Below are 22,602 nucleotides of genomic sequence, written 5' to 3'. Positions count from 1 at the left end.
GAAAGGGCTTTCGTCAATCAATAATACGAATAATATTTTTTATTAATAACTAATTGTTCGTGTTTTAGAGAGAATTCTACTCTATTCCACAAATAAATAATCTATTTCCAAATTCGTTGTACCTTATGTATTTCCGTCTCTCCTTGTAAAATAAAAACGGCAGAAGCAGAAGCAGAATTATAATTAAATTCGAAAAAATCTTATTTTTCAATTTCAATAAAATAGACTGATATTAACTCTCAGGATACGGTAATCTAATAATATGGATGACATAACGGACTCAACTCTAATCATATATACATATGTAATCTGCATGGGAGGCAATTTGTATGAGTACAAAAGGAAGAAATATAGCTGCCCTAATGCTGATAATCTCAATATGCTTTAGCTTGTTTTTCCTCATTTATCATGAAACAGCCATAAGTAAATCCACTCCAGTCTATGAAAAGATTGGTAAAAAGCATAGAATAGATTACCTAATCATCGGAGACAGCATAGGACGAGGCGCCGGCGTTGAAGACCGTTCTCTTACGTGGTATTCGCAATGGGAAAAGGAAATGAAGAAAAACTATCAAATGGAATTAAAAAGACACTCCGTTGTCCAAAGCGGGGCAACTGCCTTTGAAGGTCTCTATTTATTTAAAAAAGCAAAAATTCCTTCTACTGTTGATTTAGTCTTCTTGATATTCGGTGAAAATGATCGAAAATATATGGATGTAAAACAATTTTCCTATTATTATGAAGGGCTAATTCGCGAAATTAAAACAAAATATCCCGATGCAGAACTAATAACCATTACAGAAAGCTGTCTGAAGCAGGAACCATTTGCAGCTGAGATCAAAAAGATCTCAGAACATTATCATGCTAACCACATTGATATGCGTATCCCATTTCAAAAGTCAGTCTATACGGAAGCTCAACTTACAGCCGATTTCATCCACCCAAACGGATTAGGCTATAAGCTTTACGCAGATTCCATTTTCGCTGCCATTACAAGTGGAATTGAAACAGGAAAACAGGTTTCAATTAAAAATGCACCACTCACACATGTAAATGAGTTAACGATAAACGAAATCTCACAATATAAGGAGAAAAACGATTTATTCCACCCTTTTAATAGTTATTACGTAAGCGATGAAAAGGGAGCTCGTATCACATTTCCCTTTAATGGCACAAATCTAGGTGTAAAGGTGTTGAAACATGAACAAGGCGGAGAGATGGACGTATTAATTGATAATCAGTTTGTTACAAGAATCTCTACATGGTGGCCGATTAGAAAGGATAGAGTACTATACATCACCAGCGGTATACCGCCAGGAGATCATGTCGTTACCTTTATAACAACAGGTACAAAGTCAGTTAACAATAAAACTACTGAGCACAATGTCCAGCTTTCTTCTGTTCTCGTATTTAAATAAATAAAGGAGTGACCGGGAATAGAAACCGTCACTCCTTACTCTTATTCAAATAGCTTTAAATATTCTTTAAAGCCCTCTTCCTCCAATTTTTCTTTCGGAATAAATTTCATTGATGCTGAATTGATGCAGTAGCGAAGTCCTGTTGGTGCTGGTCCGTCATTAAATACATGACCAAGATGCGAGTCAGCTGTTTTACTTCTAACCTCCGTCCGAACCATGAAATGACTTGTATCTGTTTTTTCAACCATTTCTTCCTCCGTCAATGGCTTTGTGAAACTTGGCCAGCCACAGCCTGCATCGAATTTATCTTTTGAAGAAAATAATGGCTTGCCTGAAACAATATCTACATAGATTCCCTCGCGGAATTCATTCCAATATTCATTACGAAATGGTGGCTCTGTTCCATTATTTTGTGTAACCTCATATTGGATTGATGTTAATTTTTTTCTGTTTTCTTCCATATTTGTCATTATATATTCCCCCAATGTTTGTCTATAAATGCCCTTCGACCTGAGCCGAATTGATATCTTTCATAATGCGCCGGATTTTTCTTATAATAGTGCTGATGATATTCCTCTGCCGGATAAAATGTTTTGGCTGGAAGAATGACTGTTGCAATTGGCTTAGTAAACCTTCCGCTTAGTTCTAACTGCAGCTTTGAATGCTCTGCCGCTTGTTTCTGTTTATCATTATGATAAAAGATCACTGTTTGGTAAGATTGTCCCCGATCATAGAATTGTCCGCCTGCATCAGTTGGATCAATTTGCTGCCAATAAATCGATAACAGCTTTTCATAGGAATAAATCGCTGGATCAAACGTAATCTGAACGGCTTCATAATGGCCGGTCGTTTCTGAGCATACATCTTGATATGTAGGATTTTCCTTTGTTCCACCTGTATACCCTGATACCACCTTCATGATACCCGGTTCTTCATCGAAGGGTTTTACCATGCACCAGAAACAGCCACCTGCAAATGTTGCCAATTCATATTTATGTTCTTGCATAACTACACCTCTTTATGATACTATTTTTCTTTCATAGGAACCCCTAAGGAAAATGAAATATCATCTTTTTTCAAATTAAATTCATTTACCCTAACGTCAAGATCACTCTTTAGTTTCATATTTTGTAACGATATATATATATTTTCTTCATCCGGCTGGATTATTACCCAATCAGGGACCTGATAACTGTTTTGAATAAATTTTAAAACCATGGTTACAGGCAGTGATAATCTACCAATCGACATGGTTTTCTGCTCTAATTCAATATCTCCGTTTTCAAGAGGATGCGGTTCAAATGTCAGCTTCATTCCCACCTCACTGCTAAAAACAGGGAGAGTCCCATATAATTCCACTTCATCCGTTAGTATTAGTTCATAATCAAATTTTCCAGATAGCTCCTCTTCTAAGTAATGATTAATTACTCTATTTAAATCCTGTTTATTTGTTTTTACTTGAAAATAAACATCATTCTCATTCCTAGCTTTATTTGGAATTCTCCCTTCTTCAGTCGGACTACTGAATAATAATGTAAAAAAGATAAAAAAAGCAACCAACACTGCACCGTTAATAGCCAAGAGCAGGTAAAACAACCTTTTCCATTGTACTTCCTTCAACGAAACTTCCTCCTGTGTTCGAAACTAGTCATTACGACTCAACTGCTTTTTAAAGCATCTTTGTTTAATCCCTTTTTGTCTCAAGAGGTCTTTTTGAGGGATGAGGATTTTTCATCCCATCTCTAAGCCCTTGGAAAGTAAATTCATTATATCATGCATATTTGATAGAACCGAAATAAAAAAGGCCTAAAATTAGGCCTATTGCAAAGTCTTAATATCTTTTATTATCTGTTCCATTGGAATATCAGCTAAGCCGGAGTAATCCTTCATTACCTTGCCTTCGCCATCAACTAAATAGAAGCTTGTACCATGTATGACCTGGTCTTCAGCCTCAGGCTTTTTTACCAATGTTTTAAAGGTATCCAACGTAAATTTTTCGATATCCGCCTGTGTGTATCCAGTTAGAAAATGCCAATTACTATAGTCTGCACTAAATTTCTTTCCAAACTCATGTAATACCTGCGGTGTATCCACTTCTGGATCAACGCTAAAGGAGACAAACTGGATATTTTCGATTCCTTCTTTCTTCATTTCATCCTGCAATTTTTTCATGTTAGCGGTCATTGGTAGACAAACGTCCTCACAGTTTGTAAAAACAAGATTTGCAACCCAAACCTTTCCTTTTAAATCCTTTAAACCAAAAGACTCTCCATTTTGATCTGTATAGGTAAAGTCTGATACAGGCCAATTATTTGGATTTTTTATGCCGCCGCATGCAGATAGCAGGACTACTGCGGATACTAAAACTAACAAAAGAATCCGAAATTTCACAATGCAACCCCCGTTTGAACGATTCTTAATTGTTATTATTTTAGCAAAACTTCATGAAAGAAGAAAGAAAAATGATTGTCTGATTTGTGAAAAGCACCTTCTAGTATAAAATTATTGGCAAATAGGAACAAAAATCTTAAATGTTGTCCCCACTCCCTTTTCACTTTCAACCTCAATTCTACCTTTCATTCTTTCAATAATTTGATAACAAACCGTTAACCCCATACCGGTCCCTTTTTCCTTTAAGGAATAAAAAGCAGTACCAAGCCGCTCCATTTCTTCTTTTGTCATACCAATTCCAGTATCACTAATTTCAAAAATACCGTATTGACCCTCTTGATAAAGGCTTAAACGTAATTCTCCGCCTTCCTTCATTGCTTCTATGCTATTTTTTAACATATTGATCAAAACCTGCTGAAGCTCATTTTTAATCCCTTTTACAGTGATATCCTCCAGAACTGGTGTCAGCATAAAAATATTCTTTGACATCATGGCATATGAGTTCATTAAATCCATTACCTTTTCAGCAAGCTCTTTTCCAGCAATACTTTCCGTTTGCTCCATATCCGGCTTGGCCAATGATAGATAATCATTAATAATTGTCTCAGCACGATTCATCTCATCAATCATCAGTCGAATATACATACGTTCTTCTTCACTCATTTGTTCTTTTGCAAGGAATATCTGTAAAAAGCCCTTTACAACAGTCATTGGATTTCTAATCTCATGTGCAACAGATGCAGCCAATTGTCCAATTGCATTCATTTTCTCAGCCCGCTGTAATTCACGTATCAGCTTTGAGCTTTCGATAATGCTTTCCACCTCATCAAAAACCTCTTCTAATTTATGTATCGCATTCTGTTGGTCAGTTGAACTCTTTTTGTCATTGGTAACAGGAAGTTTTTCAACAAGAATGGACAGCTGTTTAACCATGAGATTAAATCGATCGCATAACAAACCTAAGTCTGAATTATCTGTTACTTTGAGATTTACATCAAAATTTCCATTACTGACTTCATTAAACCCTTTTATTAATTCATGAACCGGCTCCAATGCCTTATTAAACCCTTTTTTCAAAATAATGTAAATAAATGGTGACATGAATAAAAACAGGGCAATTAAAAAGAATATATATTTCTTTTGAGCAGCTACGATGGAATCTGCATGAATATCTACTCCAAACAAGGCAATCATTTCACCTTTATTGTTAACGATTGGTGAAAAAGCCGTAATCCATGCTCCATTCTCATCACGGTAAACCTTACTGTGTGCCGCCTTTTTTGACTGCACTACTTTCTGATAGCCAGCCAGCCATTCTTCATTTGTTTTATAGCTTGATAGTGAAAGCCATCCATTCTTTTTCTTTCTTTCATCAGAGGTAATAATAAACACTTCATCCTTTTTTGTTTGTTCACTATCAACAATAAAGCTATTTAAATATAGAATATTTTTATTCGTAAAATTTGAAAGGCTGTTTTTCAATTCCACAAAATCTGCATTACGCTCATTTTTAGTTATCAGTACGGTTTCGACATCATCAGAGTTAATCGTTGTGCTCCATAAAGCTGCTACATCCATTGCATGTTCAGACAAAAGTTCTTCCATTTGCTTGGACTGTAGAAAATAACTAAAGACAGATGTAATAGCCACAATCATAAACGTAATAAAAAACGATAAAATAAGCAGTTTTTTAAACAGTGATATATTTTTGAGAAAGTCTTTCATTCGTTTGTCCTCAATTCCTTTTCACATGTCTATTAGCTTCGATTCAATATCTCGAATATTTAAAAAATAACACTTCTAGGTTATTCGACAATCCTTGATACAATTCCTTCTAAAGAGACCATATTTCTATTAAACTATTAATGACTTGTAAATAATAGAAAACAACACTACTATCATTCTATCATTAGATGTTTTTTCATCCAAAGAAAATAATATGATTTCAGCAAACAGGCTTTTTTTTGAAATAAAAAAACCATTCGAAGAAAATTCAAACGGTTTTCTTTAACCTATTGAAAATAGTACATAAATCCTATCGCTCCAGGTCCTGTATGGGTGCTGACAATCGGAGTAGTTTCTTCAATGGTAATTTTCTCAAATCCTGTTGTATCAAATATGGCTTTCTTGACTTTTTGCGCTAGCGCATATCCATCTGCATGAACAATGTCTACACCTTTAATTAATTTCCCCTTCGTATCCTCAGCAAACTGGGCTGCAAGAAATTTTGCGACCTGGGCGTGGCTTCTAACTTTAGCAACCGGCGTATATTCACCATTTTCTAATGAAGCAATTGGTTTAATATTTAAAAGGGACCCTATGATTGCTTTCCCCTTTCCAATTCTCCCTCCTTTAACCAAATTTTCTAATGTATCCACTACAACAAAAAGCCTAGTATTCTTCCGAATCTCGTCTACTCTCCTTATTATCGCTTCTACACTTGTGCCTTCTAAAGCAAGGGACGCTGCCGCAATTACTTGATAAGACAACGCTTTCGAAATATATCGCGAATCGACAACCGTTACATTTGTCTCTGTCATCTTTGCCGCACTTTCAGCAGAGTTTACCGTCCCGCTCATTCCACCGGTCATGTGTATTGAAATTACATCATAGCCTTGTGACCCCAGCCTGTCATATACTTCTACAAATGCACCTGCAGAAGGCTGTGAGCTTTTTGGTAATTCTTGTGACTCCTTCATTTTCAACATAAATTGAGAAGGTGTAATGTCGACTCTATCTGTATATGTTTCTCCACCTATACTAATCGTTAATGGGACAATTTCAATATCATATTTATCTAATACGTCTTGAGTAAGATCCACAGTCGAATCTGTTACAATTTTAACTTTATTTGTCAATCTATTCACTTCCTTATTATGCAATCATTTACCATTATACTAGCAATAATAATTTTAGGGAAATAACATTTTCTAATATATGCATAAAAAAAGTACCGAAAGTATCCGGTACTTTTGATTATTCTTTATTTAGCATATTCGCGGCAGCATGACGCCTGCCAAACGATTTATTCTTCGCTTTGTTCCAAGCAGTGTTTCTAAGTACAATTGACCGGAGGGCTGCTCTGTTTTGACAACCTTCCCAATACAAACTGCATCCTTTCCTTCAGGATACATATGTAACGCATGTAATACAGCATCCTTCTTTTCACTTTCTACAATAATAATTGCTTTTCCTTCATTTGCTAGATAAAGCGGGTCAAATCCAAGTAAATCGCAGGCACCTTGTACCTGCTCTTTCACGGGAATATCCTTTTCACAAATAACAAGGGAAAGGGAAAAATCCTCTGCAATCTCAACTAGAGTAGTCGCAAGCCCTCCCCTAGTAGGGTCTCTCATGATCCGCACGTCACCCGCAGCTTGGACTGCATCTTCAAGCATTGAATTCAATGAGGAACAATCACTTGCTACCGGAACGTGTATACCTAGCTCTCCTCGTGCTGTAAGGATAGCGATGCCATGGTCACCAAGTGTTCCCGACAAAATGATAGCATCACCTGACTTAAAGTTAGGAATCACGTTCTGCCTTTGAATAATTCCTATACCGGTTGTATTGATATATACCCCATCGCAGCTTCCCTTTTCAACCACTTTTGTATCACCAGCAATTATAGAAATGCCTGCCGCCTTAGCTTCGTTTGCCATGTCTGAGACAATTTTTTCTAAATCATTAACTGAAAAGCCCTCTTCAATGACAAAACCACAGGTTAAATACAATGGCTTAGCCCCACTCACAGCTAGATCATTTACTGTGCCTGCTACTGCCAGCTTTCCAATTGAACAATCCGGAAAAAATAGTGGCTTCACGACAAAAGAATCTGTCGTGACTGCAATATTGTTTGCAGGTAACTGTATATATGAAGCATCGAACATCGCTTCCTTATAATGACCAAAATTCTTCACAAAAAGATCACGGATCAGTCTGTGGCTTAATTCTCCTCCGTCTCCATGGGCAAGACTAATGACCTTATTCATCAATAACTCTCCCTCATATAGTGATAATAGGCTGAGCAGCTTCCCTCTGTTGAAACCATACAAGGACCAATAGGATGTAACGGATGACATGCCTTTGCAAATAACGGACATTTTTCAGGTGAAATCATTCCTCTTATTACTTCCCCACAACGACATTTTGTTTTCTTTACCGTTACCGTATGTACCTGATATTTCGTTTTAGCATTAAACCGCTCATATTCAGGTTTCAAATCCATTCCGCTTGAAGGAATATTTCCAATCCCCCTCCAGGCTTCATTGCTGTTATAAAAATAACGATGCATTAACTCTTGTGCTACGGCATTTCCCTGCTTTGTAACAATTGAAGGATGGTCATTAATAATAGCTGCTTCCTTCTTTAATGAAAGGTCAAGAAGTTTATTTATACCGCTTAACAATTCAGCAGGTTCAAAGCCCGTAATGACACCCGACATTCCATACTCTTGTGGCAAATATTGATAGGAGCTTTCACCTAACACGATGGATACATGGCCAGGAAGAATAAACCCGTCAAGCTGCACTTCCGCTGCTTCAAGCAAATATCGCAATATAGGTTCAACCAGCTTCGTTGCCATCCAAATTGAAAAATTAGTCATTTGTTTTTCAACGGCCATTTGAACCAAAAAAGCGAGGATGGGGATCGTTGTTTCGAAGCCAATCCCAAGAAATATTACCTCCTTATCCAGATTAGATTCCGCAATAGAAATGGCCTCTATAGGAGAATATAAGACTCTTATATCTTTCCCACTTGCTTTCTCCTCTACTAACGTTTTTGTTGAACCGGGCACACGCATCATGTCTCCAAATGTACAGATAATTGTTCGTTCATCCTTAGCCAATCCAATCATGCTATCAATTGATTCCTGGGCTGTTACACAAACAGGGCAGCCAGGTCCAGAAACGAATTGCACACTATCCTTTAACGCTTGCTTGATACCTGTTCTTGCCAAAGCCATCGTATGAGAGCCACATACCTCCATATATACTGGCAGACGTCCGTTGTTAATTTGAAATTGCTCTGCTTTTTTATGTACTGCTTCTAACATGGCCTTACAAATATCAGGATTGGTCGATTGCCGCATTGTTTCGAGCATAAGAAAACTTCCTCCATTCCTCTGCACTTTCTTTCGCATACTCTTCATCAATGACAGACATTGCCTGCCCTGCATGGACAATTACATAATCTCCGATACATACCTCCGGAACAAATATGATACCTACCGTTGTTTGAGCACCCATAACATCAACAAGCGCACTGTATTCATAGAGTTCAATGATTCTAGCCGGTACTCCTACACACATTTTTCAGCCCTCCTTTTCGCAGCTGCCGCCATTAATTGCCCATATGATAAACCTCCATCATTGCAGGGTACCTTTTGATGTACATACCCTTGAAAATCATGCTTAGCCAGCTCCTCCAAAAGCCTCTCTTTTAAATAACGATTATGGAAGCTGCCGCCAGAAAAAACAACGCGATTGGAGTAATTCGGATTCCGATGCTTTAATTGTTTTAAACAGCAGGTAATGGCTTGAACAAGTGTTTCATGGAAGGCAGTGCTTATCATTTTGATGTCACGGCCCCGATTGATATCTTGACAGATTTCGAGAAGCATATTGGAAAAATCAAAACGTAATAACTTTTCAGATTGCTGGATTTGAAAAGGATAGATATATGTATTAGCTTGCAGTTCTGTATATTCAGAAAGCCGGATAGCAGCCTCACCGTCATAAGTAGATATGGTACAGATACCAGTTAAGGCTGAGACCGCATCAAATAGTCTTCCACAGGTACCAGCCAAAACAGTATTCACCTGTTTTTCAACCATTCTCTCCAAGACATTTATTTCAGGCTCACGTCCAGGAAATCTCTCAAGACAAAGTTCTCTGCCTTTATTACCATGTAATGCCAGCATCATTCCAACAGCATTCCTCCATGGTTCTTTAATGCATTTTTCACCGCCTGGCAGAGGCGTATATGCCAAATGGGAAAGTCGTTCAAAATTCCCGCTATCACCATAAAATACCTCAAAACCCCAAATATTCCCATCCAGCCCATAGCCAGTTCCATCTAAAATTACAGCGAATACCTTACCTTCAAGTTCGTTATCTGCTATACATGAAGCCATATGTGCATGGTGATGCTGAATCTCAACTACATCCTTAAATGGGTATCTTTCTACTAAATTGCGAACATTATAATATGGATGCAGGTCAATGACAGCTGTCTCATATGGGATGCTAATCCATTTCAATAAATGATCAAGCTCCTGTTTGTAATGCTCAAGTGTTTCCATGTTTTCAAGGTCACCAATATGAGGACCGATGAATACCTGTTGATTACGACCAATTGAAAAGGTTGTTTTTTGCTGACCTCCAAAACCGACAATCCCATGTACATCCTGTGTCGTTAAAAATGGATCTGGCACATATCCTCTTGAGCGGCGGAAGAAGTCCGTTTTTCCAGCAGATATTTGCAGAACTGAATCATCAACAGGATGAAGAATATCGCGGTTATGTGTCAAAATATAATCAGCTATTCCATATAAGTAATGGACCGCCTCCCTATCTTCGTACAAAATGGGCAGCCCGGATGGATTAGCGCTTGTCATGACAAGTGAATTCAACTGACTTTGTTGCATGAGTAAATGATGAAGCGGTGTATAAGGAAGCATCACACCGACTGTACCCATTCCTGGGGCAATTTCGGGAGCTAAAATACCCTCTTTGTTTTTTAATAAGATGACAATAGGAGCTTCGGGACTTTTTAGCAATGTTTCTTCTTCAGGCGAAATCACGGAATATCTCTTTACTTCACCTATTGAAGCGCTCATCACTGCAAGCGGTCGGATGGGTCTTCCCTTACGATCACGTAATAAGCGCACTGCCTGTGCGTTAGTCGCATCACAGCATAGATGATATCCACCAATTCCTTTAATGGCTAGAATTTTCCCCTCAGCTAGGAAAGCGGAAGCCGCCACCAGTGGGTCTTTTGCGTTTATTTCCTCACTGTTAACTGAAATTAGTTTTACTTGAGGTCCACACGTTGGACACGCAACTGGCTGTGCATGATGGCGACGATTTGTTGGATCTACATATTCATTTTCACACTTCGAACAAAATGAAAATGAGCCCATTGACGTGTATGGACGATCGTAGGGTAGCTCATTAATAATCGTATATCGCGGTCCACATTGCGTACAATTAATAAAGGGGTACTGAAAACGAAAATCCAGTGGATCCTTCATTTCTTCTAGGCAATCATCACAAGTCGCCGAATCTATCGGAATCACTAGCATAGATGTCCCTATTCTTTCACTTGCGATAATGGTAAAAGAATGTCCATTTTGTCTTACTACATTTTCTACATGAATGTCATCAATCCTTGATAGCCGGGGTTTGTTAACAGGTAATTCAGCCAGAAATCCAGTTATGTCATCTGTTTTTCCTTCGATGTGAATTTTTACGCCATCCATATTATTTTGAACAGTCCCTGTTAAGCACCATTTCTTTGCTTGTTGATATATAAAAGGACGAAAACCAACACCTTGTACTCTTCCTTGAACGATTACATTTCTCGCTTCAAGCATAAGCTATATGCCTCTTCAATCCAGGAAAACCAACTAGCAAGACCTTCCTTTGTTTTTGCGGAAACCGACAGAAGCTTAGAAGCTGGGTTGATTCCCTCTAGATCAGCTATTGCAACACGAACATCAAAATCAAGATATGGAAGTAAATCAACTTTATTTAATAACACTAATTCTGTACGCATAAACATTATGGGGTATTTAGGAATTTTATCATTCCCTTCAGGAACACTAAGGACCACCACTTTATGATGTTCCCCTAGGTCATAGCCTGAAGGACAAACTAGATTCCCAACATTTTCAATAAATAAAAGGTCTATTTCCTCCAGATTAAATTCTGCCAGACATGCAGCAATCATACGAGCATCCAAATGACAGCCCCCATGTGTATTGATTTGCACAGCCTGTGCACCAAGAGCCCGAATTCGGTCCGCATCACGTTCTGTTGCCAAATCCCCTTCAATGACAGCTATTCGATAACGAGAAGATAATGCACGCACCGTTTCCTCCAATATAGTCGTTTTACCTGCACCTGGTGAACTCATAATATTAATAACCAGTGTATTCGTCTCCTTGAATAATTCACGGTTAAATTCAGCTGCTTTGTTATTGTTTGTCAGTACATCTGTTCTCAAGGTGACTTTCATTTTGTTTCTCTCCTTCGTAAGATTGAATTTGAAACGTTTCTCCTGATATCATCCTTCCAGAAGGAAAATGACAATTAGGACAAATGGATAATTTTTGACTAGGCTTATAGACGGTTTTGCAAAGAACACATTCTGCTTCTGCTGCTTCAATGTATATAAGTAATGTAGCTTGTTCTGTAAATAAAAAGGGATTTTGCTCCTTATAAATAGCAAATGCCATTTCTAGCGCATCTGGCATGATATTACTTAACTCACCGACAATGATTTCCACTGAACTCAGTTTCACTATCTTCTTTAGATACGCATCTTCCTGAATAAGGTTTAAAATATCTGCCATTAATGCCATTTCATGCATATAGACCATCCTGTATTTCATTATTCATTGCAATATAATATCCATCCTTTTCCTTTTTTAGTGGATATTCTGTTAGAATTAAATTGTCTGGCACCTTTTCGTTTATAAATGAAGCTTGCTTTTCACAGTATAGGCATTTACAAACTTCTTCTTGTATGCTGATGTGAATCAGCTTTGAACAGGAAGGGCAGATTCCGCTGTAGGCATAAACATTATCATCCCTATACATCACTACAACAGGCTGCCCTTTCACGAATTTTTGATCGATTTTTCCTATCCCCTGCCATTCTTTTAAAAGAAAAGTCCACTGGACACCTAATAATTGATCTGCAGCCTGATTAATCTTTGCAAGATCCTCATCCATTACCGGCTCATATAAGGCAGACACTGTTTTAAGAAAGCCCATTTTCATTTCTTTTAAAAAGTCTAATCGATTCATTGCACTTTTCTCCATTCAAGCACCTGTGCTTTGACTCTATTAACAAGAAATGGCAGCTGCTGCTGATTTATTTCTGAGAGACCAACACCTAACTCTAAATTTGTAGGCTGCATTCCAATTAGTGCGATATGTTTTGGATATCTATCCCTAAGCTTCGCTGCATATAATACCTCTTGAAAACCTAACTGATGGATAGACATTTTAAGTCCTATGTAGGCCGGAATTTCGTTATCAAAAAGAGTGATAATGGTACCACCGGGTTTTCCGGCATTTATTGCATCAATGACAATTAAATAATCAGTGTCCTCTACAGGTCCGAGCAGACGCATTCCATCAGTTGTACCATCTACAAAATCTATTCCGGAAAGATGATTCAAGGACTCCTCAAGGAGGGGTAAAGCATAAATGCCTATCCCCTCATCTCCATAAAGCGTATTGCCTATCCCCATTATTGTAATGTTATAATCCTGTAGTTTATCCTTCATGCTTCTCACCATTTGTCATTACATGTTTTGCTTCTGTTTTATAACCGGTAAAGATGGAAGACATCGTACCATTTCTCTGCATATAATCCTCACGAAATGCCATATAAATATGAATCAGCATAAAAACCATAAATCCCCATGCCCCAATATGATGCAATGAACGAACAGCAAAGCTGCTTCCACCAAACAGTATTGGAACCCACGCAAAAACTTTGCCAATGAATGTCTCGGGCTGTGGCTCTACATACATATAGAAGCCAGTAAAAGCCATTAGAACAGAACCCAATCCAATGAATATCCAATAGCTTAGTTGGGCAAGCGGATTATGTCCTACATAGTGCGGCTTTTTATTTCTCAGGAATAAATAATATTTAACAGTTTCAAAGATTTCTCGCCAAAAAACTATTTTAAAAGGGTTTGAGGTTGAATACTTATTTCCTTTAAAAGCCCAGTAAAAACGGAACAATAGATTTAAAGAAAAGAGAAATGCAGCAAAAAAGTGAATGTACCTAATCCATCCCATCACAAACGAATAATAGGCTTCTTCGTGTACTGATGCACCAACTATTGGGTTACCAATATAAAATCCAGTTAACATGAGTAGTATAATCGCAATTACATTTAACCAATGAAAAATCCTTACTGGCAGCTCCCAGACATAAACCTTCACGACATCATGCTTGATAGCTGTTACCTTTGGTTCTCTACTTCTTTTTAAAAAAACCTTTTTACTTTTCTGTAGCGGAGTTGGAATTGACATGTTACAGCCCTCCTAACCAATCCTAATTTCCGTTAGAACCTTGCTTTCGAGGTCAGTCAAATGCACAGCACAAGCTAAACAAGGGTCAAACGAATGAATGGTCCGAATGATTTCAAGCGGCTGATCCTTCACTAGGAGCGGCGTTCCAATTAAGGAAGACTCATAAGCGCCAATATTATTTTCAGCATCTCTCGGTGATGCATTCCAGGTTGTTGGAACAATAGCTTGATAGTTTTTCGTTTTACCATTCTCAATTTCAATCCAATGGCCTAAAGCCCCACGCGGTGCCTCGATCCATCCGACTCCTTTTGCATTCTTTGGCCATGTAGCAGGCTCCCATTTTGAACTATTAAATGTGATTTGATCACCATTTTTGATATTAGCTAATAGTTGATCCATATCATTTCTCATCCAATCAGCAATAAGGACGGATTCAACCCCCCTAGCTACCGTTCGACCTAGTGTTGAATGAAGAGCACTAATCGGTAGATCTAGTTTTTTCAATGTCTCATCCACAATAGTAACAATTTCCTCTTTACCTGCGGCATATCCAATCATCATGCGGGCAAGCGGTCCTGTTTCCATTGGTTTCCCTTTCCAACGCGGTGCTTTTATCCAGCTGTACTTTTCATCAGTATTTAAATTCTTGTAAGGTGCTTTTGGTCCTGTGTATTGGAGTGACGTTTCCCCCTCTGACGGGTGTTTACCTTGTTTTCCTTCTTTTCCATCATATGTGTACCAAGAACGGTCGATAAACTCTTGAATATGCGATGTATCCTTTAGATCCACCTCGTGGATTTCTTTTACATTGCCATTTAAAATAACCCCGCCTGGCATCCGATATTTACTTTTATCGTAATGATCACCTGTTGAGAAATCACCATATGCTAAATAATTATTAATTCCCCCTCCATAGGTCCAATCTTTATAATAAGAACCAATTGCCAGTAGATCAGGAATATAGACTTGATTCACAAACTCCTTTGCCTGGTCAATTAATTGGGAAATATGCATAAGACGTTCTGAATGAATACCATTGTCACTGTTAATATCAAGCGGTGTAGCCATCCCGCCGACAACATAATGTGGATGAGGGTTTTTCCCACCCAGTATGGTTTGAATCTTTACGATTTCCTTTTGCCAGTCAAGCGCTTCCAGGTAATGTGCTACTGCAAGTAAATTTACTTCAGGAGGAAGCTTGTATGCTGGATGTCCCCAGTAACCATTCGCAAAAATTCCCAGCTGTCCGCTGTCAACTACCTTTTTCACCTTATTTTGAACATCTTTAAAATAACCTGGTGATGATTTTGACCAATTCGAAATCGATTGGGCAATCTTTGATGTTTCACTAGGATCGGCATTTAACGCGCTTACCACATCGACCCAGTCTAATGCATGTAAATGATAAAAATGAACAACGTGATCATGAATAAATATCGCTTCATTCATAATATTTCGTATGAGGCTGGCATTTGGTGGGATTTTTATATCCAATGCATCTTCAACTGAACGTACGGAAGCCAATGCATGTGTAGACGTACAGACACCGCAAATACGCTGTACAAATGCCCACACATCACGAGGATCACGTTCTCTTACAATTAACTCAATACCACGGACAGCTGTTCCTGAGCTAAATGCATCTTGAATCATTCCGCTTTCATCAATATCCGCTTCAATACGTAGATGTCCCTCAATCCTTGTAATCGGATCGACTACGATTCTTTCACTCATTATTCTTCACCTCGACGATCATCACTTTTCTTCTTAATGGCTGTTCCCGTTGCATGTGCAGCAATACCTGCAGCAGTCACACCTAAAGCAGTAAGACCAATTTTGTCGATATCTGCTGTTGTTTGAGAGCCTGGAATTTTTGCACGTCTTACAAAGAATGGACCGTTATCCCAGAACCCTTTTTCCGAGCAGCCAATACATGGATTTCCGGATTGAATCGGATAGCTGACACCCCCGTTCCAGCGCATTTCAGCGCATGCATTATACGTTGTAGGCCCCTTACAGCCCATCTTATATAAGCAATATCCTTGCTTTGCCCCCTCATCATCAAAGGACTCTACAAACAAGCCTGCATCAAAATAGGCTCTCCTGTTACATTTATCATGAATACGGTGTCGATAAAAGGCTTTTGGTCTGCCAACAGAATCTAGTTCAGGAATCTCTCCAAACGTAATAATATGAGCAATAACCCCTGTCATAACCTCTGCAATTGGAGGGCAGCCAGGGACTATGATGACAGGCTTATTATTGACGAAGCTTTTTATTGGTTTTGCACCTGTTGGATTTGGCTTCGCAGCTGGAATCCCACCCCAAGATGCACAGCTGCCATAGGAAATAATGGCTTTAGCATCTGCAGCTACCTCCAAGAGACTTTCCTTTGCGTCAACCCCACCAATCATTGCATAACCCGAATCAGGTATACTGCCTTCAATTGCAAGGACATACTCCCCTTTATAATTTTCGATTACGTTTTTTAGAGCTGATTCAACTTGATAACCAGAGGCGGCTGATAATACTTCCGAATATTCAAGTGAAATGAAATCAAATAATACACTTTCAGTCTTTGGATGTGTTGAACGGATGAAAGACTCTGAACAGCCTGTACAATCCTGAAACTGGAGCCAGACCACTGGAACTCTAGCATTTGTTTCTAATGCTTTTACTACTTTGTTTGATTGCGTGTAATCAAGGCTCATTGATGCTGCTAGCATGGAGCACATCTTCAAAAAGTCCCTTCTTGTTACGCCATGAGACAAAGCAGTTTCATAAACTGTTGGTCTTTTCATGACGGAATCCCCTTTCTATAAGTTATTGGAAATTTTTTGCTTTCACCCTAAATTTAACATAATTGACAAATCATTTTCCTAAATTCTAAATATTGTAACTTATTGTTCTTAACTGTATATTTCTTGTGTTTATAGTGGTAACTAAAATAATAAAAAGCCTTTGAATCTTTTGATTCAAAGGCTTTTGTTATTTTTCTTATTCACTTATCACATCTTCATCATAGCCAAGCTCAGCTTCTCGCTGCTTTTCCTTTTTTAATTTTCTCTTATAGACGAATTTAGATAAATTCACACTGATTTCATAAAGGAATAATAAGGGAATAGCAACTAGAAAATCTGACATAAAATCTGGTGGTGAAATGACAATCGCAACAATAATCAAAATAAAATAGGCATACTTGCGAATCTTCGACAGAACATATGGATTTACAATTCCAAGTGATGTCAAAAACATTAAGACAACAGGAAGTTCAAATAAAACACCAAAAGGTACAGTCGTTGTTAAGATGAAGCGAAAATACTTTTCAGCCGTAAAATTAGTGGCCATCATTTCTCCACCGAGTTCAATTAAAAATCCCATTATGGTTGGAAAAATAATAAAATAACCAAAACAAAGACCAATGATAAATAGGAAAAACAAAGCTGGTACATACGAAAGTGACACTTTTCTTTCAATTGGCTTCAGAGCTGGTTTCACAAAAAGCCAAATTTGCGTGGCTAATACCGGAATGGTTCCAGCAACAGCTATTACAGTGGCTATCATAAAATATACCCACAGGATATCACTAGGCCCCAATACTATCAGTTTTACATCCAAATCCTTTGTAATCCAATTATACAATTCTTCCACATATATAAAACCAACTACAAAAAAGATGATAAATGCCGCAACAGTGATAATGAGCCTTTTTCTTAATTCATCTAAATGATCTATTACATTTAATTCTTTATCTTCCATCTATTTCCCCTGCTTTTTTCTTAAATTACGAAAAAACGTAGGACACTGACAGTTATGTGTTACAGACTGAGCTATCCCATTGATTTGATAATGAACCTTTTAAAAAGAAGAAAAAAGGTGCAAGAATAATTCTCACACCTTATTTAGTCACTTCTTTTACTTCCTTTTTCACATCTTCTACTTCGTCCAATACATCGCTAGTGAGATCGCGTGTAGACTTTTTAAATTCACGTAATGTTTGACCAAATGCACGTCCTATTTCAGGCAATTTCTTTGGACCAAAAATAATAAGAGCTAGAATAAGAATTAATATTAATCCTGGAACCCCTATATTAGATAACATATGATACATCTCCCTTTGTGATTACTTGTCTTACTACCATGATTATATTACATTGGCTATCATTTTGGGAAATGGACGATGAATTTTCATGTAATCTTCACAAAAAACATAAATCCTTTACAATGTGTGATGATTATCATTTATTTTGAACAAATTAGGAATTGATCTATCCACTTTGACTAGATTAACAAGTGGAATAATGTGCTGTCATTGTTTATTTCAGTGTAAGTAAAACCTTTTTTCTGCATTCTGACTATCAAATCATTATAGTCATCCTTACATTTTAATTCAATCCCAACGAGTGCCGGCCCATTATCTTTATTATTTTTCTTCGTATACTCAAAACGAGTAATATCATCATTTTGTCCAAGTACTTCATCTAAAAATTCACGAAGTGCACCAGCACGCTGCGGGAAATTCACGATGAAATAATGAAGAAGTCCTTCATATAATAAGGATCTTTCTTTAATATCCTGCATCCGGCCAATATCATTATTGCCTCCACTGATAACCAATACAACAGTCTTACCTTTTATTTTATCCTTATAGAAATCAAGTGCCGCAACAGGCATTGCTCCGGCAGGTTCTGCTACAACAGCATGTTCATTGTATAGCTGTAAAATGGATGTACAAACCTTGCCTTCCGGAACAACAATGATGTCATCCAATAATTCTTCACAGATTGCAAAGGATTTTTCTCCGACACAGGCCACTGCAGCACCGTCGACAAAACCATCAATTGATTCTAGCTGCGTAACAGCATGGTTTGCAATCGATGTTTTCATAGATGCAGCACCCGCTGGCTCAATTCCAATCATTTTTGTTTCAGGTGACACACTTTTCATATAGGTGCTCATCCCTGACATCAGTCCGCCGCCGCCAATACTGCCGAATACATAATCAATTTTCTCTTCACAGTCATTCAAAATCTCAACTGCAACCGTTCCTTGACCTGCCATTACCAATTCATCGTTAAAAGGATGAATAAACGTTCTGCCTTCCTCTTCAGCGCAAAGAACTGCCTGATTATAAGAAGCATCAAAAGTATCACCGGCTAAAACGATTTCAACATATTCTCTACCATGCATTTCTACAGAGCTGATTTTTTGTTTTGGTGTTGTAGTAGGCATGAAAATTTTACCTTTAATTTTTAATTTTCTGCATGCATATGCAACACCTTGAGCATGGTTTCCCGCACTTGCACATATAACGCCGTTAACAAGCTTTTCTTGCGGCAGCATCTTAATGGAATAATATGCCCCACGTAATTTAAATGAGCGAACAACTTGTAAATCTTCTCTTTTCAAATAGATATTACACTCATATTTTTCGGATAATCGTTCGTTTTTCTGCAATGGCGTCTGGGTAACGATATCTTTCAGATGTTGGTATGCTATGAGAATATCCTCCACTTGCAACCATTTCTTTTTCATTACTTTCTGTTCCATACCTTCACCCTCAATTCATTCTATATCCTAATATTTTAATCAGTAAATTATATCATGAATTTCGAGATTTTCCATTACCCTTTCTAAATATAAATAAAATTCTGGTAGCTTTTTTCAAAAATATTTGTAAAATAACGTTCCATCTATTAGAAATAATAAAATTTTCTATCGATTTCTTGTCCATTTTAAAGAAAAATGTCTGAATTCATTGAAGTAAGCGCTATAAATATGATATATATGTTATATACATTAAAAATGTTTTTAATTATTTATCTCTAGAAAACATTTTAAAAAATAGGAAAATAATAAAATCTGGGGAGGATATTTGAAATGAGTAAGCTTAAAGCAGCAGAAATGGTCGCAGATATGGTTGGTTTGGATTATGGGTATGTAGTTGAAGCAATAGAGTATTTTAAAACAGTTGACGAGGCCTTTAACTGGATTTTTCTCTCTGAAGAAAATCCACTTCGTCCCTATACACAAGAACAATTAGTTCAAAAATTGGCTTCTGTAACAATTGAAGATATGCAGGAAGTAAACGCCAAAACAGCTGGTGAATATTTAGTTATCGACGCTGACCATACTTATTTAACTCCATATGGTGTGGCTTATATTCGTATTACACGATAAGAACAAATTAAGAAAGCAGCACGCAGGCTGCTTTCTTTTTATTTAATCATCATTATTTCCGTTCATAGATTGTAAAGTAGTAATCATATGGGTTTTTTTCATCCTTTAAACCTTTTTCTTGTGAAACCAATTCCCATTCTGATTCTATGAACTCTGGAAAATATGTATCCCCGGCAAACTCTTCTTCTATTTTTGTAATATAAAGTCGATCTGCCATAGGGAAGGTTGCTTTAAAAAGCTCAGATCCACCAATCACAAATACTTCTTCATTTTTACGAGTGGCATAATCTAGCAATTCTTCTACTGAATGAATACTTGTGCAGCCTTCATGCTTATATTCTTTGTTTCTCGATACAATGATATTTTCCCGGCCTGGCAGCGGTTTCCCTATCGATTCAAATGTATTTCTGCCCATAATAATCGGATGGCCCATTGTTACCTTCTTAAAAAATTTTAAATCAGCAGGTAAATGCCATGGCAGCTGATTATCCTTCCCTATCACTCGGTTCTTATCCATAGCCACAATAAATGAAATCATCCTATTCCTCCTTTAGAAATATTGTTACTTTCATTTTACACAGCAACAGGGGCTTTAATAGCTGAATGCGGATTGTAGCCCTCCAGTGTGATGTCTTCCATTTCTAATTCAAATAATGAGTGCTTCTCTTTATTTATAAGGACACTTGGAAATGGCTTAGGTTCTCGTTGTAGCTGTGTTTCTATTTGCTCTAAATGATTGCTGTAAATATGAGCATCACCAATTGTATGCACAAATTCACCGACTTCCAACCCGCATTCATGTGCAATCAAATGTGTTAATAAGGCATAGCTGGCGATATTAAAAGGAATGCCTAGGAAAATATCTCCGCTTCTTTGATACAATTGACAGCTTAACTTCCCATTAAAAACATAGAATTGAAATAAAGTATGACAAGGAGGCAGTGCCATTTGCGGTGTGAATTCAGGTGACCATGATGAAAGAATTAACCTTCTAGAATCAGGATTCACTTTGATTTGTTCTACTAGGTCCTTTAACTGGTCAATTGTTTCTCCAGTTGTTGTTTCCCATGAACGCCACTGTTTACCATATACAGGCCCTAATTCACCGTATTGCTTAGCAAAATCAGCATCCTCTAGAATTCTGCTGATAAATTTATCCATTTCTAGTTCATATTGTTCCCGAAAGGATTCATCCGTTTGACTTCGTAATCCAAAATCAGTCATATCGGGCCCTTTATATTCATCACTTTCAATCCAATTTTTAAATGCCCATTCATTCCAAATATTATTATTATGCTTAAGGAGATAGCGGATATTGGTATCACCTTTAATAAACCATAATAACTCACTTGCTACCAAGCGAAAGGGAATTCTTTTGGTTGTCAATAATGGAAAGCCCTTTTGTAAATCAAATCTCATCTGGTAGCCAAACACAGAAAATGTTCCGGTTCCTGTCCGGTCACTTTTTTGATTGCCATTTTCTAATACATATCGGCACATATTTAAATATTCATACTCTGGATGCTGCAATTATCTACACTCCCTTTTGATAACTCATGACAGTTTACGTCGTTGACTGGCCGCTGTTTAATCAGCCTATTTTGGTTTTCGAAAAGCAATAACCAATATCTATTGTAACAAAAACTACGACAAATTTTTAATTAATTGGAAGGTCATCGGTGCTTTTCTTTCTAGCTCCTCGCGATACTGACCACCAATATAATAGTAAGCAAAGCATTCCGCAAAATACTCCTCCGGATAGGTCAAAAAATAACTTTTTCCCGGGAACATCGTTTCTTTCTCACGACTCCAAATTCCCAAAAAACTATGCTTGCTGCGAATACCATTAAAGACAAGCTTATCAATAGAATGGGCTAATTCATGAAGTTCCAGATTGACCGAGCTATGGCCCTTTCCTTTATTACTAGCTCCAATTTTTACCAGGACCGTTTTACCTCCTCCCATCCCAGGGACATCATCCCAAGTCGTTTTATGGACATATCCTCGCGGAACAACATTGGCAAGTTGTGATGCTGTCTTATTCCCAGTTAACTTTCCGGTAAATAATTGTATAACAATCCCCTCTTTATTAACTTTCTCTAAAATTGATAAAGGCAGTTTATCTATACGGGATATGATTTGTGCTGCCTCCACTTGATTAAAAGGTGTTGCAGGCAGGATAATGATATGACTAAGTACCTCTTCATTTTGCAAATTCATCGAGGTCTTCAGTATAGAGTGGTCAGAAAATTTAAGTAAGCTTATTCCTTCTTTATCTGCTTGAGAATTTCCCATTAGCAATAAAGACAACACAACTATGAAAAAAAGAAAAC

Annotated in this window: 25 protein-coding genes; 2 read left to right on the top strand and 23 right to left on the bottom strand. The window is 37.5% G+C overall.

What is annotated here, in order from left to right:
* Positions 1–329 precede the first annotated feature (329 nt).
* Entirely contained in the window at positions 330–1,418 is a 1,089-nt protein-coding gene (locus tag ACHUFV_RS00910) for a GDSL-type esterase/lipase family protein (RefSeq protein WP_394231570.1), read from the top strand.
* Positions 1,419–1,459: 41 nt separating this feature from the next.
* Here ACHUFV_RS00910 and msrB read toward each other — a convergent pair whose 3' ends face one another.
* The 20 genes from msrB to ilvA all read right to left on the bottom strand — a co-directional run bounded on the left by msrB (position 1,460) and on the right by ilvA (position 19,639).
* Positions 1,460–1,888 (bottom strand): peptide-methionine (R)-S-oxide reductase MsrB, encoded by a 429-nt coding sequence (msrB, locus tag ACHUFV_RS00905; protein WP_394231568.1) that lies wholly within the window; start codon positions 1,886–1,888, stop codon positions 1,460–1,462.
* Positions 1,888–2,424, bottom strand: a complete 537-nt coding sequence (gene msrA, locus ACHUFV_RS00900; protein WP_394231567.1) for a peptide-methionine (S)-S-oxide reductase MsrA — start codon at positions 2,422–2,424, stop codon at positions 1,888–1,890. The genes msrB and msrA overlap by 1 nt, the downstream gene beginning before the upstream one ends.
* 20 nt (positions 2,425–2,444) lie before the next feature.
* Positions 2,445–3,038, bottom strand: coding sequence for a YpmS family protein (locus tag ACHUFV_RS00895; RefSeq protein WP_394231565.1), 594 nt, complete (start codon positions 3,036–3,038; stop codon positions 2,445–2,447).
* A 198-nt stretch (positions 3,039–3,236) separates the two neighbouring features.
* Entirely contained in the window at positions 3,237–3,809 is a 573-nt protein-coding gene (locus tag ACHUFV_RS00890; protein ID WP_394231563.1) for an SCO family protein, read from the bottom strand.
* Between the two features lie 111 nt (positions 3,810–3,920).
* The gene (locus tag ACHUFV_RS00885; protein WP_394231561.1) at positions 3,921–5,534 is read right to left on the bottom strand and encodes an ATP-binding protein; all 1,614 of its coding nucleotides are present in this window, start codon (positions 5,532–5,534) and stop codon (positions 3,921–3,923) included.
* Between the two features lie 287 nt (positions 5,535–5,821).
* The gene (locus ACHUFV_RS00880) at positions 5,822–6,667 is read right to left on the bottom strand and encodes a DegV family protein (RefSeq protein ID WP_394231559.1); all 846 of its coding nucleotides are present in this window, start codon (positions 6,665–6,667) and stop codon (positions 5,822–5,824) included.
* Between the two features lie 129 nt (positions 6,668–6,796).
* Positions 6,797–7,801 carry a hydrogenase expression/formation protein HypE gene (gene hypE, locus ACHUFV_RS00875; protein ID WP_394231557.1) on the bottom strand — a complete coding sequence of 335 codons (1,005 nt, stop codon included), beginning with the start codon at positions 7,799–7,801 and terminating at the stop codon, positions 6,797–6,799.
* Complete coding sequence (gene hypD / locus ACHUFV_RS00870; protein ID WP_394231555.1) at positions 7,801–8,913, bottom strand: hydrogenase formation protein HypD; 1,113 nt, start codon at positions 8,911–8,913, stop codon at positions 7,801–7,803. The genes hypE and hypD overlap by 1 nt, the downstream gene beginning before the upstream one ends.
* The gene (locus ACHUFV_RS00865; RefSeq protein WP_394231554.1) at positions 8,879–9,121 is read right to left on the bottom strand and encodes a HypC/HybG/HupF family hydrogenase formation chaperone; all 243 of its coding nucleotides are present in this window, start codon (positions 9,119–9,121) and stop codon (positions 8,879–8,881) included. Before ACHUFV_RS00865 ends, hypD begins: the two co-directional genes overlap by 35 nt.
* A complete protein-coding gene (hypF, locus tag ACHUFV_RS00860) occupies positions 9,112–11,406 on the bottom strand; it encodes a carbamoyltransferase HypF (RefSeq protein ID WP_394231552.1) in 2,295 nt (764 codons plus the stop codon). The genes ACHUFV_RS00865 and hypF overlap by 10 nt, the downstream gene beginning before the upstream one ends.
* Complete coding sequence (gene hypB, locus ACHUFV_RS00855) at positions 11,385–12,050, bottom strand: hydrogenase nickel incorporation protein HypB (RefSeq protein ID WP_394231550.1); 666 nt, start codon at positions 12,048–12,050, stop codon at positions 11,385–11,387. Before hypB ends, hypF begins: the two co-directional genes overlap by 22 nt.
* Complete coding sequence (locus ACHUFV_RS00850; protein ID WP_394231548.1) at positions 12,010–12,387, bottom strand: hydrogenase maturation nickel metallochaperone HypA/HybF; 378 nt, start codon at positions 12,385–12,387, stop codon at positions 12,010–12,012. The genes hypB and ACHUFV_RS00850 overlap by 41 nt, the downstream gene beginning before the upstream one ends.
* A 10-nt stretch (positions 12,388–12,397) precedes the next feature.
* The gene (locus ACHUFV_RS00845) at positions 12,398–12,844 is read right to left on the bottom strand and encodes a Rieske (2Fe-2S) protein (protein WP_394231546.1); all 447 of its coding nucleotides are present in this window, start codon (positions 12,842–12,844) and stop codon (positions 12,398–12,400) included.
* Positions 12,841–13,329, bottom strand: coding sequence for a HyaD/HybD family hydrogenase maturation endopeptidase (locus ACHUFV_RS00840; protein WP_394231544.1), 489 nt, complete (start codon positions 13,327–13,329; stop codon positions 12,841–12,843). Before ACHUFV_RS00840 ends, ACHUFV_RS00845 begins: the two co-directional genes overlap by 4 nt.
* Positions 13,319–14,089, bottom strand: coding sequence for a Ni/Fe-hydrogenase, b-type cytochrome subunit (gene cybH / locus ACHUFV_RS00835; protein WP_394231542.1), 771 nt, complete (start codon positions 14,087–14,089; stop codon positions 13,319–13,321). The genes ACHUFV_RS00840 and cybH overlap by 11 nt, the downstream gene beginning before the upstream one ends.
* A 12-nt stretch (positions 14,090–14,101) precedes the next feature.
* Complete coding sequence (locus tag ACHUFV_RS00830; protein WP_394231540.1) at positions 14,102–15,823, bottom strand: nickel-dependent hydrogenase large subunit; 1,722 nt, start codon at positions 15,821–15,823, stop codon at positions 14,102–14,104.
* Positions 15,823–16,890: a hydrogenase small subunit gene (locus ACHUFV_RS00825; protein WP_394231538.1), complete on the bottom strand. Its 1,068-nt coding sequence runs from the start codon at positions 16,888–16,890 to the stop codon at positions 15,823–15,825. The genes ACHUFV_RS00830 and ACHUFV_RS00825 overlap by 1 nt, the downstream gene beginning before the upstream one ends.
* A 196-nt stretch (positions 16,891–17,086) precedes the next feature.
* Positions 17,087–17,848, bottom strand: coding sequence for a twin-arginine translocase subunit TatC (gene tatC / locus ACHUFV_RS00820; RefSeq protein WP_394231536.1), 762 nt, complete (start codon positions 17,846–17,848; stop codon positions 17,087–17,089).
* Between the two features lie 139 nt (positions 17,849–17,987).
* The gene (locus tag ACHUFV_RS00815; RefSeq protein ID WP_394231534.1) at positions 17,988–18,191 is read right to left on the bottom strand and encodes a twin-arginine translocase TatA/TatE family subunit; all 204 of its coding nucleotides are present in this window, start codon (positions 18,189–18,191) and stop codon (positions 17,988–17,990) included.
* A 179-nt stretch (positions 18,192–18,370) separates the two neighbouring features.
* Positions 18,371–19,639: a threonine ammonia-lyase IlvA gene (ilvA, locus tag ACHUFV_RS00810; RefSeq protein WP_394231532.1), complete on the bottom strand. Its 1,269-nt coding sequence runs from the start codon at positions 19,637–19,639 to the stop codon at positions 18,371–18,373.
* A gap of 330 nt (positions 19,640–19,969) precedes the next feature.
* Between ilvA and ACHUFV_RS00805 the strand changes: the two genes are divergently transcribed.
* Positions 19,970–20,269, top strand: a complete 300-nt coding sequence (locus tag ACHUFV_RS00805; RefSeq protein ID WP_394231530.1) for a hypothetical protein — start codon at positions 19,970–19,972, stop codon at positions 20,267–20,269.
* 52 nt (positions 20,270–20,321) lie between these two features.
* Here the strand turns inward: ACHUFV_RS00805 and ACHUFV_RS00800 are convergent, their stop codons facing one another.
* The 3 genes from ACHUFV_RS00800 to ACHUFV_RS00790 form a co-directional block, all read right to left on the bottom strand.
* Positions 20,322–20,807, bottom strand: a complete 486-nt coding sequence (locus tag ACHUFV_RS00800) for a dihydrofolate reductase (RefSeq protein ID WP_394231528.1) — start codon at positions 20,805–20,807, stop codon at positions 20,322–20,324.
* A gap of 35 nt (positions 20,808–20,842) precedes the next feature.
* The gene (locus ACHUFV_RS00795; protein ID WP_394231526.1) at positions 20,843–21,799 is read right to left on the bottom strand and encodes a thymidylate synthase; all 957 of its coding nucleotides are present in this window, start codon (positions 21,797–21,799) and stop codon (positions 20,843–20,845) included.
* 114 nt (positions 21,800–21,913) lie between these two features.
* Entirely contained in the window at positions 21,914–22,564 is a 651-nt protein-coding gene (locus ACHUFV_RS00790; RefSeq protein WP_394231524.1) for an anthrax toxin lethal factor-related metalloendopeptidase, read from the bottom strand.
* Positions 22,565–22,602 lie beyond the last annotated feature (38 nt).

This window comes from Niallia oryzisoli (genome assembly GCF_043641075.1).
GTDB lineage: Bacteria > Bacillota > Bacilli > Bacillales > Cytobacillaceae > Bacillus_BD > Bacillus_BD oryzisoli_A.
Note: the sequence above shows the minus strand (reverse complement) of the source record. Positions and strands in the feature narration are given on the sequence as shown.

What these genes read in the sequence shown, in the direction of transcription:
- hypF (WP_394231552.1), bottom strand. Translation starts at nt 11,406, where the DNA reads ATGCTTGAAGCGAGAAATGTAATCGTTCAAGGAAGAGTACAAGGTGTT.
- ACHUFV_RS00910 (WP_394231570.1), top strand. Translation starts at nt 330, where the DNA reads ATGAGTACAAAAGGAAGAAATATAGCTGCCCTAATGCTGATAATCTCA.
- ACHUFV_RS00840 (WP_394231544.1), bottom strand. Translation starts at nt 13,329, where the DNA reads ATGAAGGATAAACTACAGGATTATAACATTACAATAATGGGGATAGGC.
- ACHUFV_RS00825 (WP_394231538.1), bottom strand. Translation starts at nt 16,890, where the DNA reads ATGAAAAGACCAACAGTTTATGAAACTGCTTTGTCTCATGGCGTAACA.
- msrB (WP_394231568.1), bottom strand. Translation starts at nt 1,888, where the DNA reads ATGACAAATATGGAAGAAAACAGAAAAAAATTAACATCAATCCAATAT.
- ACHUFV_RS00865 (WP_394231554.1), bottom strand. Translation starts at nt 9,121, where the DNA reads ATGTGTGTAGGAGTACCGGCTAGAATCATTGAACTCTATGAATACAGT.
- cybH (WP_394231542.1), bottom strand. Translation starts at nt 14,089, where the DNA reads ATGTCAATTCCAACTCCGCTACAGAAAAGTAAAAAGGTTTTTTTAAAA.
- ACHUFV_RS00790 (WP_394231524.1), bottom strand. Translation starts at nt 22,564, where the DNA reads ATGGGAAATTCTCAAGCAGATAAAGAAGGAATAAGCTTACTTAAATTT.
- ACHUFV_RS00815 (WP_394231534.1), bottom strand. Translation starts at nt 18,191, where the DNA reads ATGTTATCTAATATAGGGGTTCCAGGATTAATATTAATTCTTATTCTA.
- tatC (WP_394231536.1), bottom strand. Translation starts at nt 17,848, where the DNA reads ATGGAAGATAAAGAATTAAATGTAATAGATCATTTAGATGAATTAAGA.
- ACHUFV_RS00830 (WP_394231540.1), bottom strand. Translation starts at nt 15,823, where the DNA reads ATGAGTGAAAGAATCGTAGTCGATCCGATTACAAGGATTGAGGGACAT.
- hypD (WP_394231555.1), bottom strand. Translation starts at nt 8,913, where the DNA reads ATGCTCGAAACAATGCGGCAATCGACCAATCCTGATATTTGTAAGGCC.
- ilvA (WP_394231532.1), bottom strand. Translation starts at nt 19,639, where the DNA reads ATGGAACAGAAAGTAATGAAAAAGAAATGGTTGCAAGTGGAGGATATT.
- hypB (WP_394231550.1), bottom strand. Translation starts at nt 12,050, where the DNA reads ATGAAAGTCACCTTGAGAACAGATGTACTGACAAACAATAACAAAGCA.
- ACHUFV_RS00800 (WP_394231528.1), bottom strand. Translation starts at nt 20,807, where the DNA reads ATGATTTCATTTATTGTGGCTATGGATAAGAACCGAGTGATAGGGAAG.
- ACHUFV_RS00845 (WP_394231546.1), bottom strand. Translation starts at nt 12,844, where the DNA reads ATGAATCGATTAGACTTTTTAAAAGAAATGAAAATGGGCTTTCTTAAA.
- ACHUFV_RS00805 (WP_394231530.1), top strand. Translation starts at nt 19,970, where the DNA reads ATGAGTAAGCTTAAAGCAGCAGAAATGGTCGCAGATATGGTTGGTTTG.
- msrA (WP_394231567.1), bottom strand. Translation starts at nt 2,424, where the DNA reads ATGCAAGAACATAAATATGAATTGGCAACATTTGCAGGTGGCTGTTTC.
- ACHUFV_RS00850 (WP_394231548.1), bottom strand. Translation starts at nt 12,387, where the DNA reads ATGGCAGATATTTTAAACCTTATTCAGGAAGATGCGTATCTAAAGAAG.
- hypE (WP_394231557.1), bottom strand. Translation starts at nt 7,801, where the DNA reads ATGAATAAGGTCATTAGTCTTGCCCATGGAGACGGAGGAGAATTAAGC.
- ACHUFV_RS00885 (WP_394231561.1), bottom strand. Translation starts at nt 5,534, where the DNA reads ATGAAAGACTTTCTCAAAAATATATCACTGTTTAAAAAACTGCTTATT.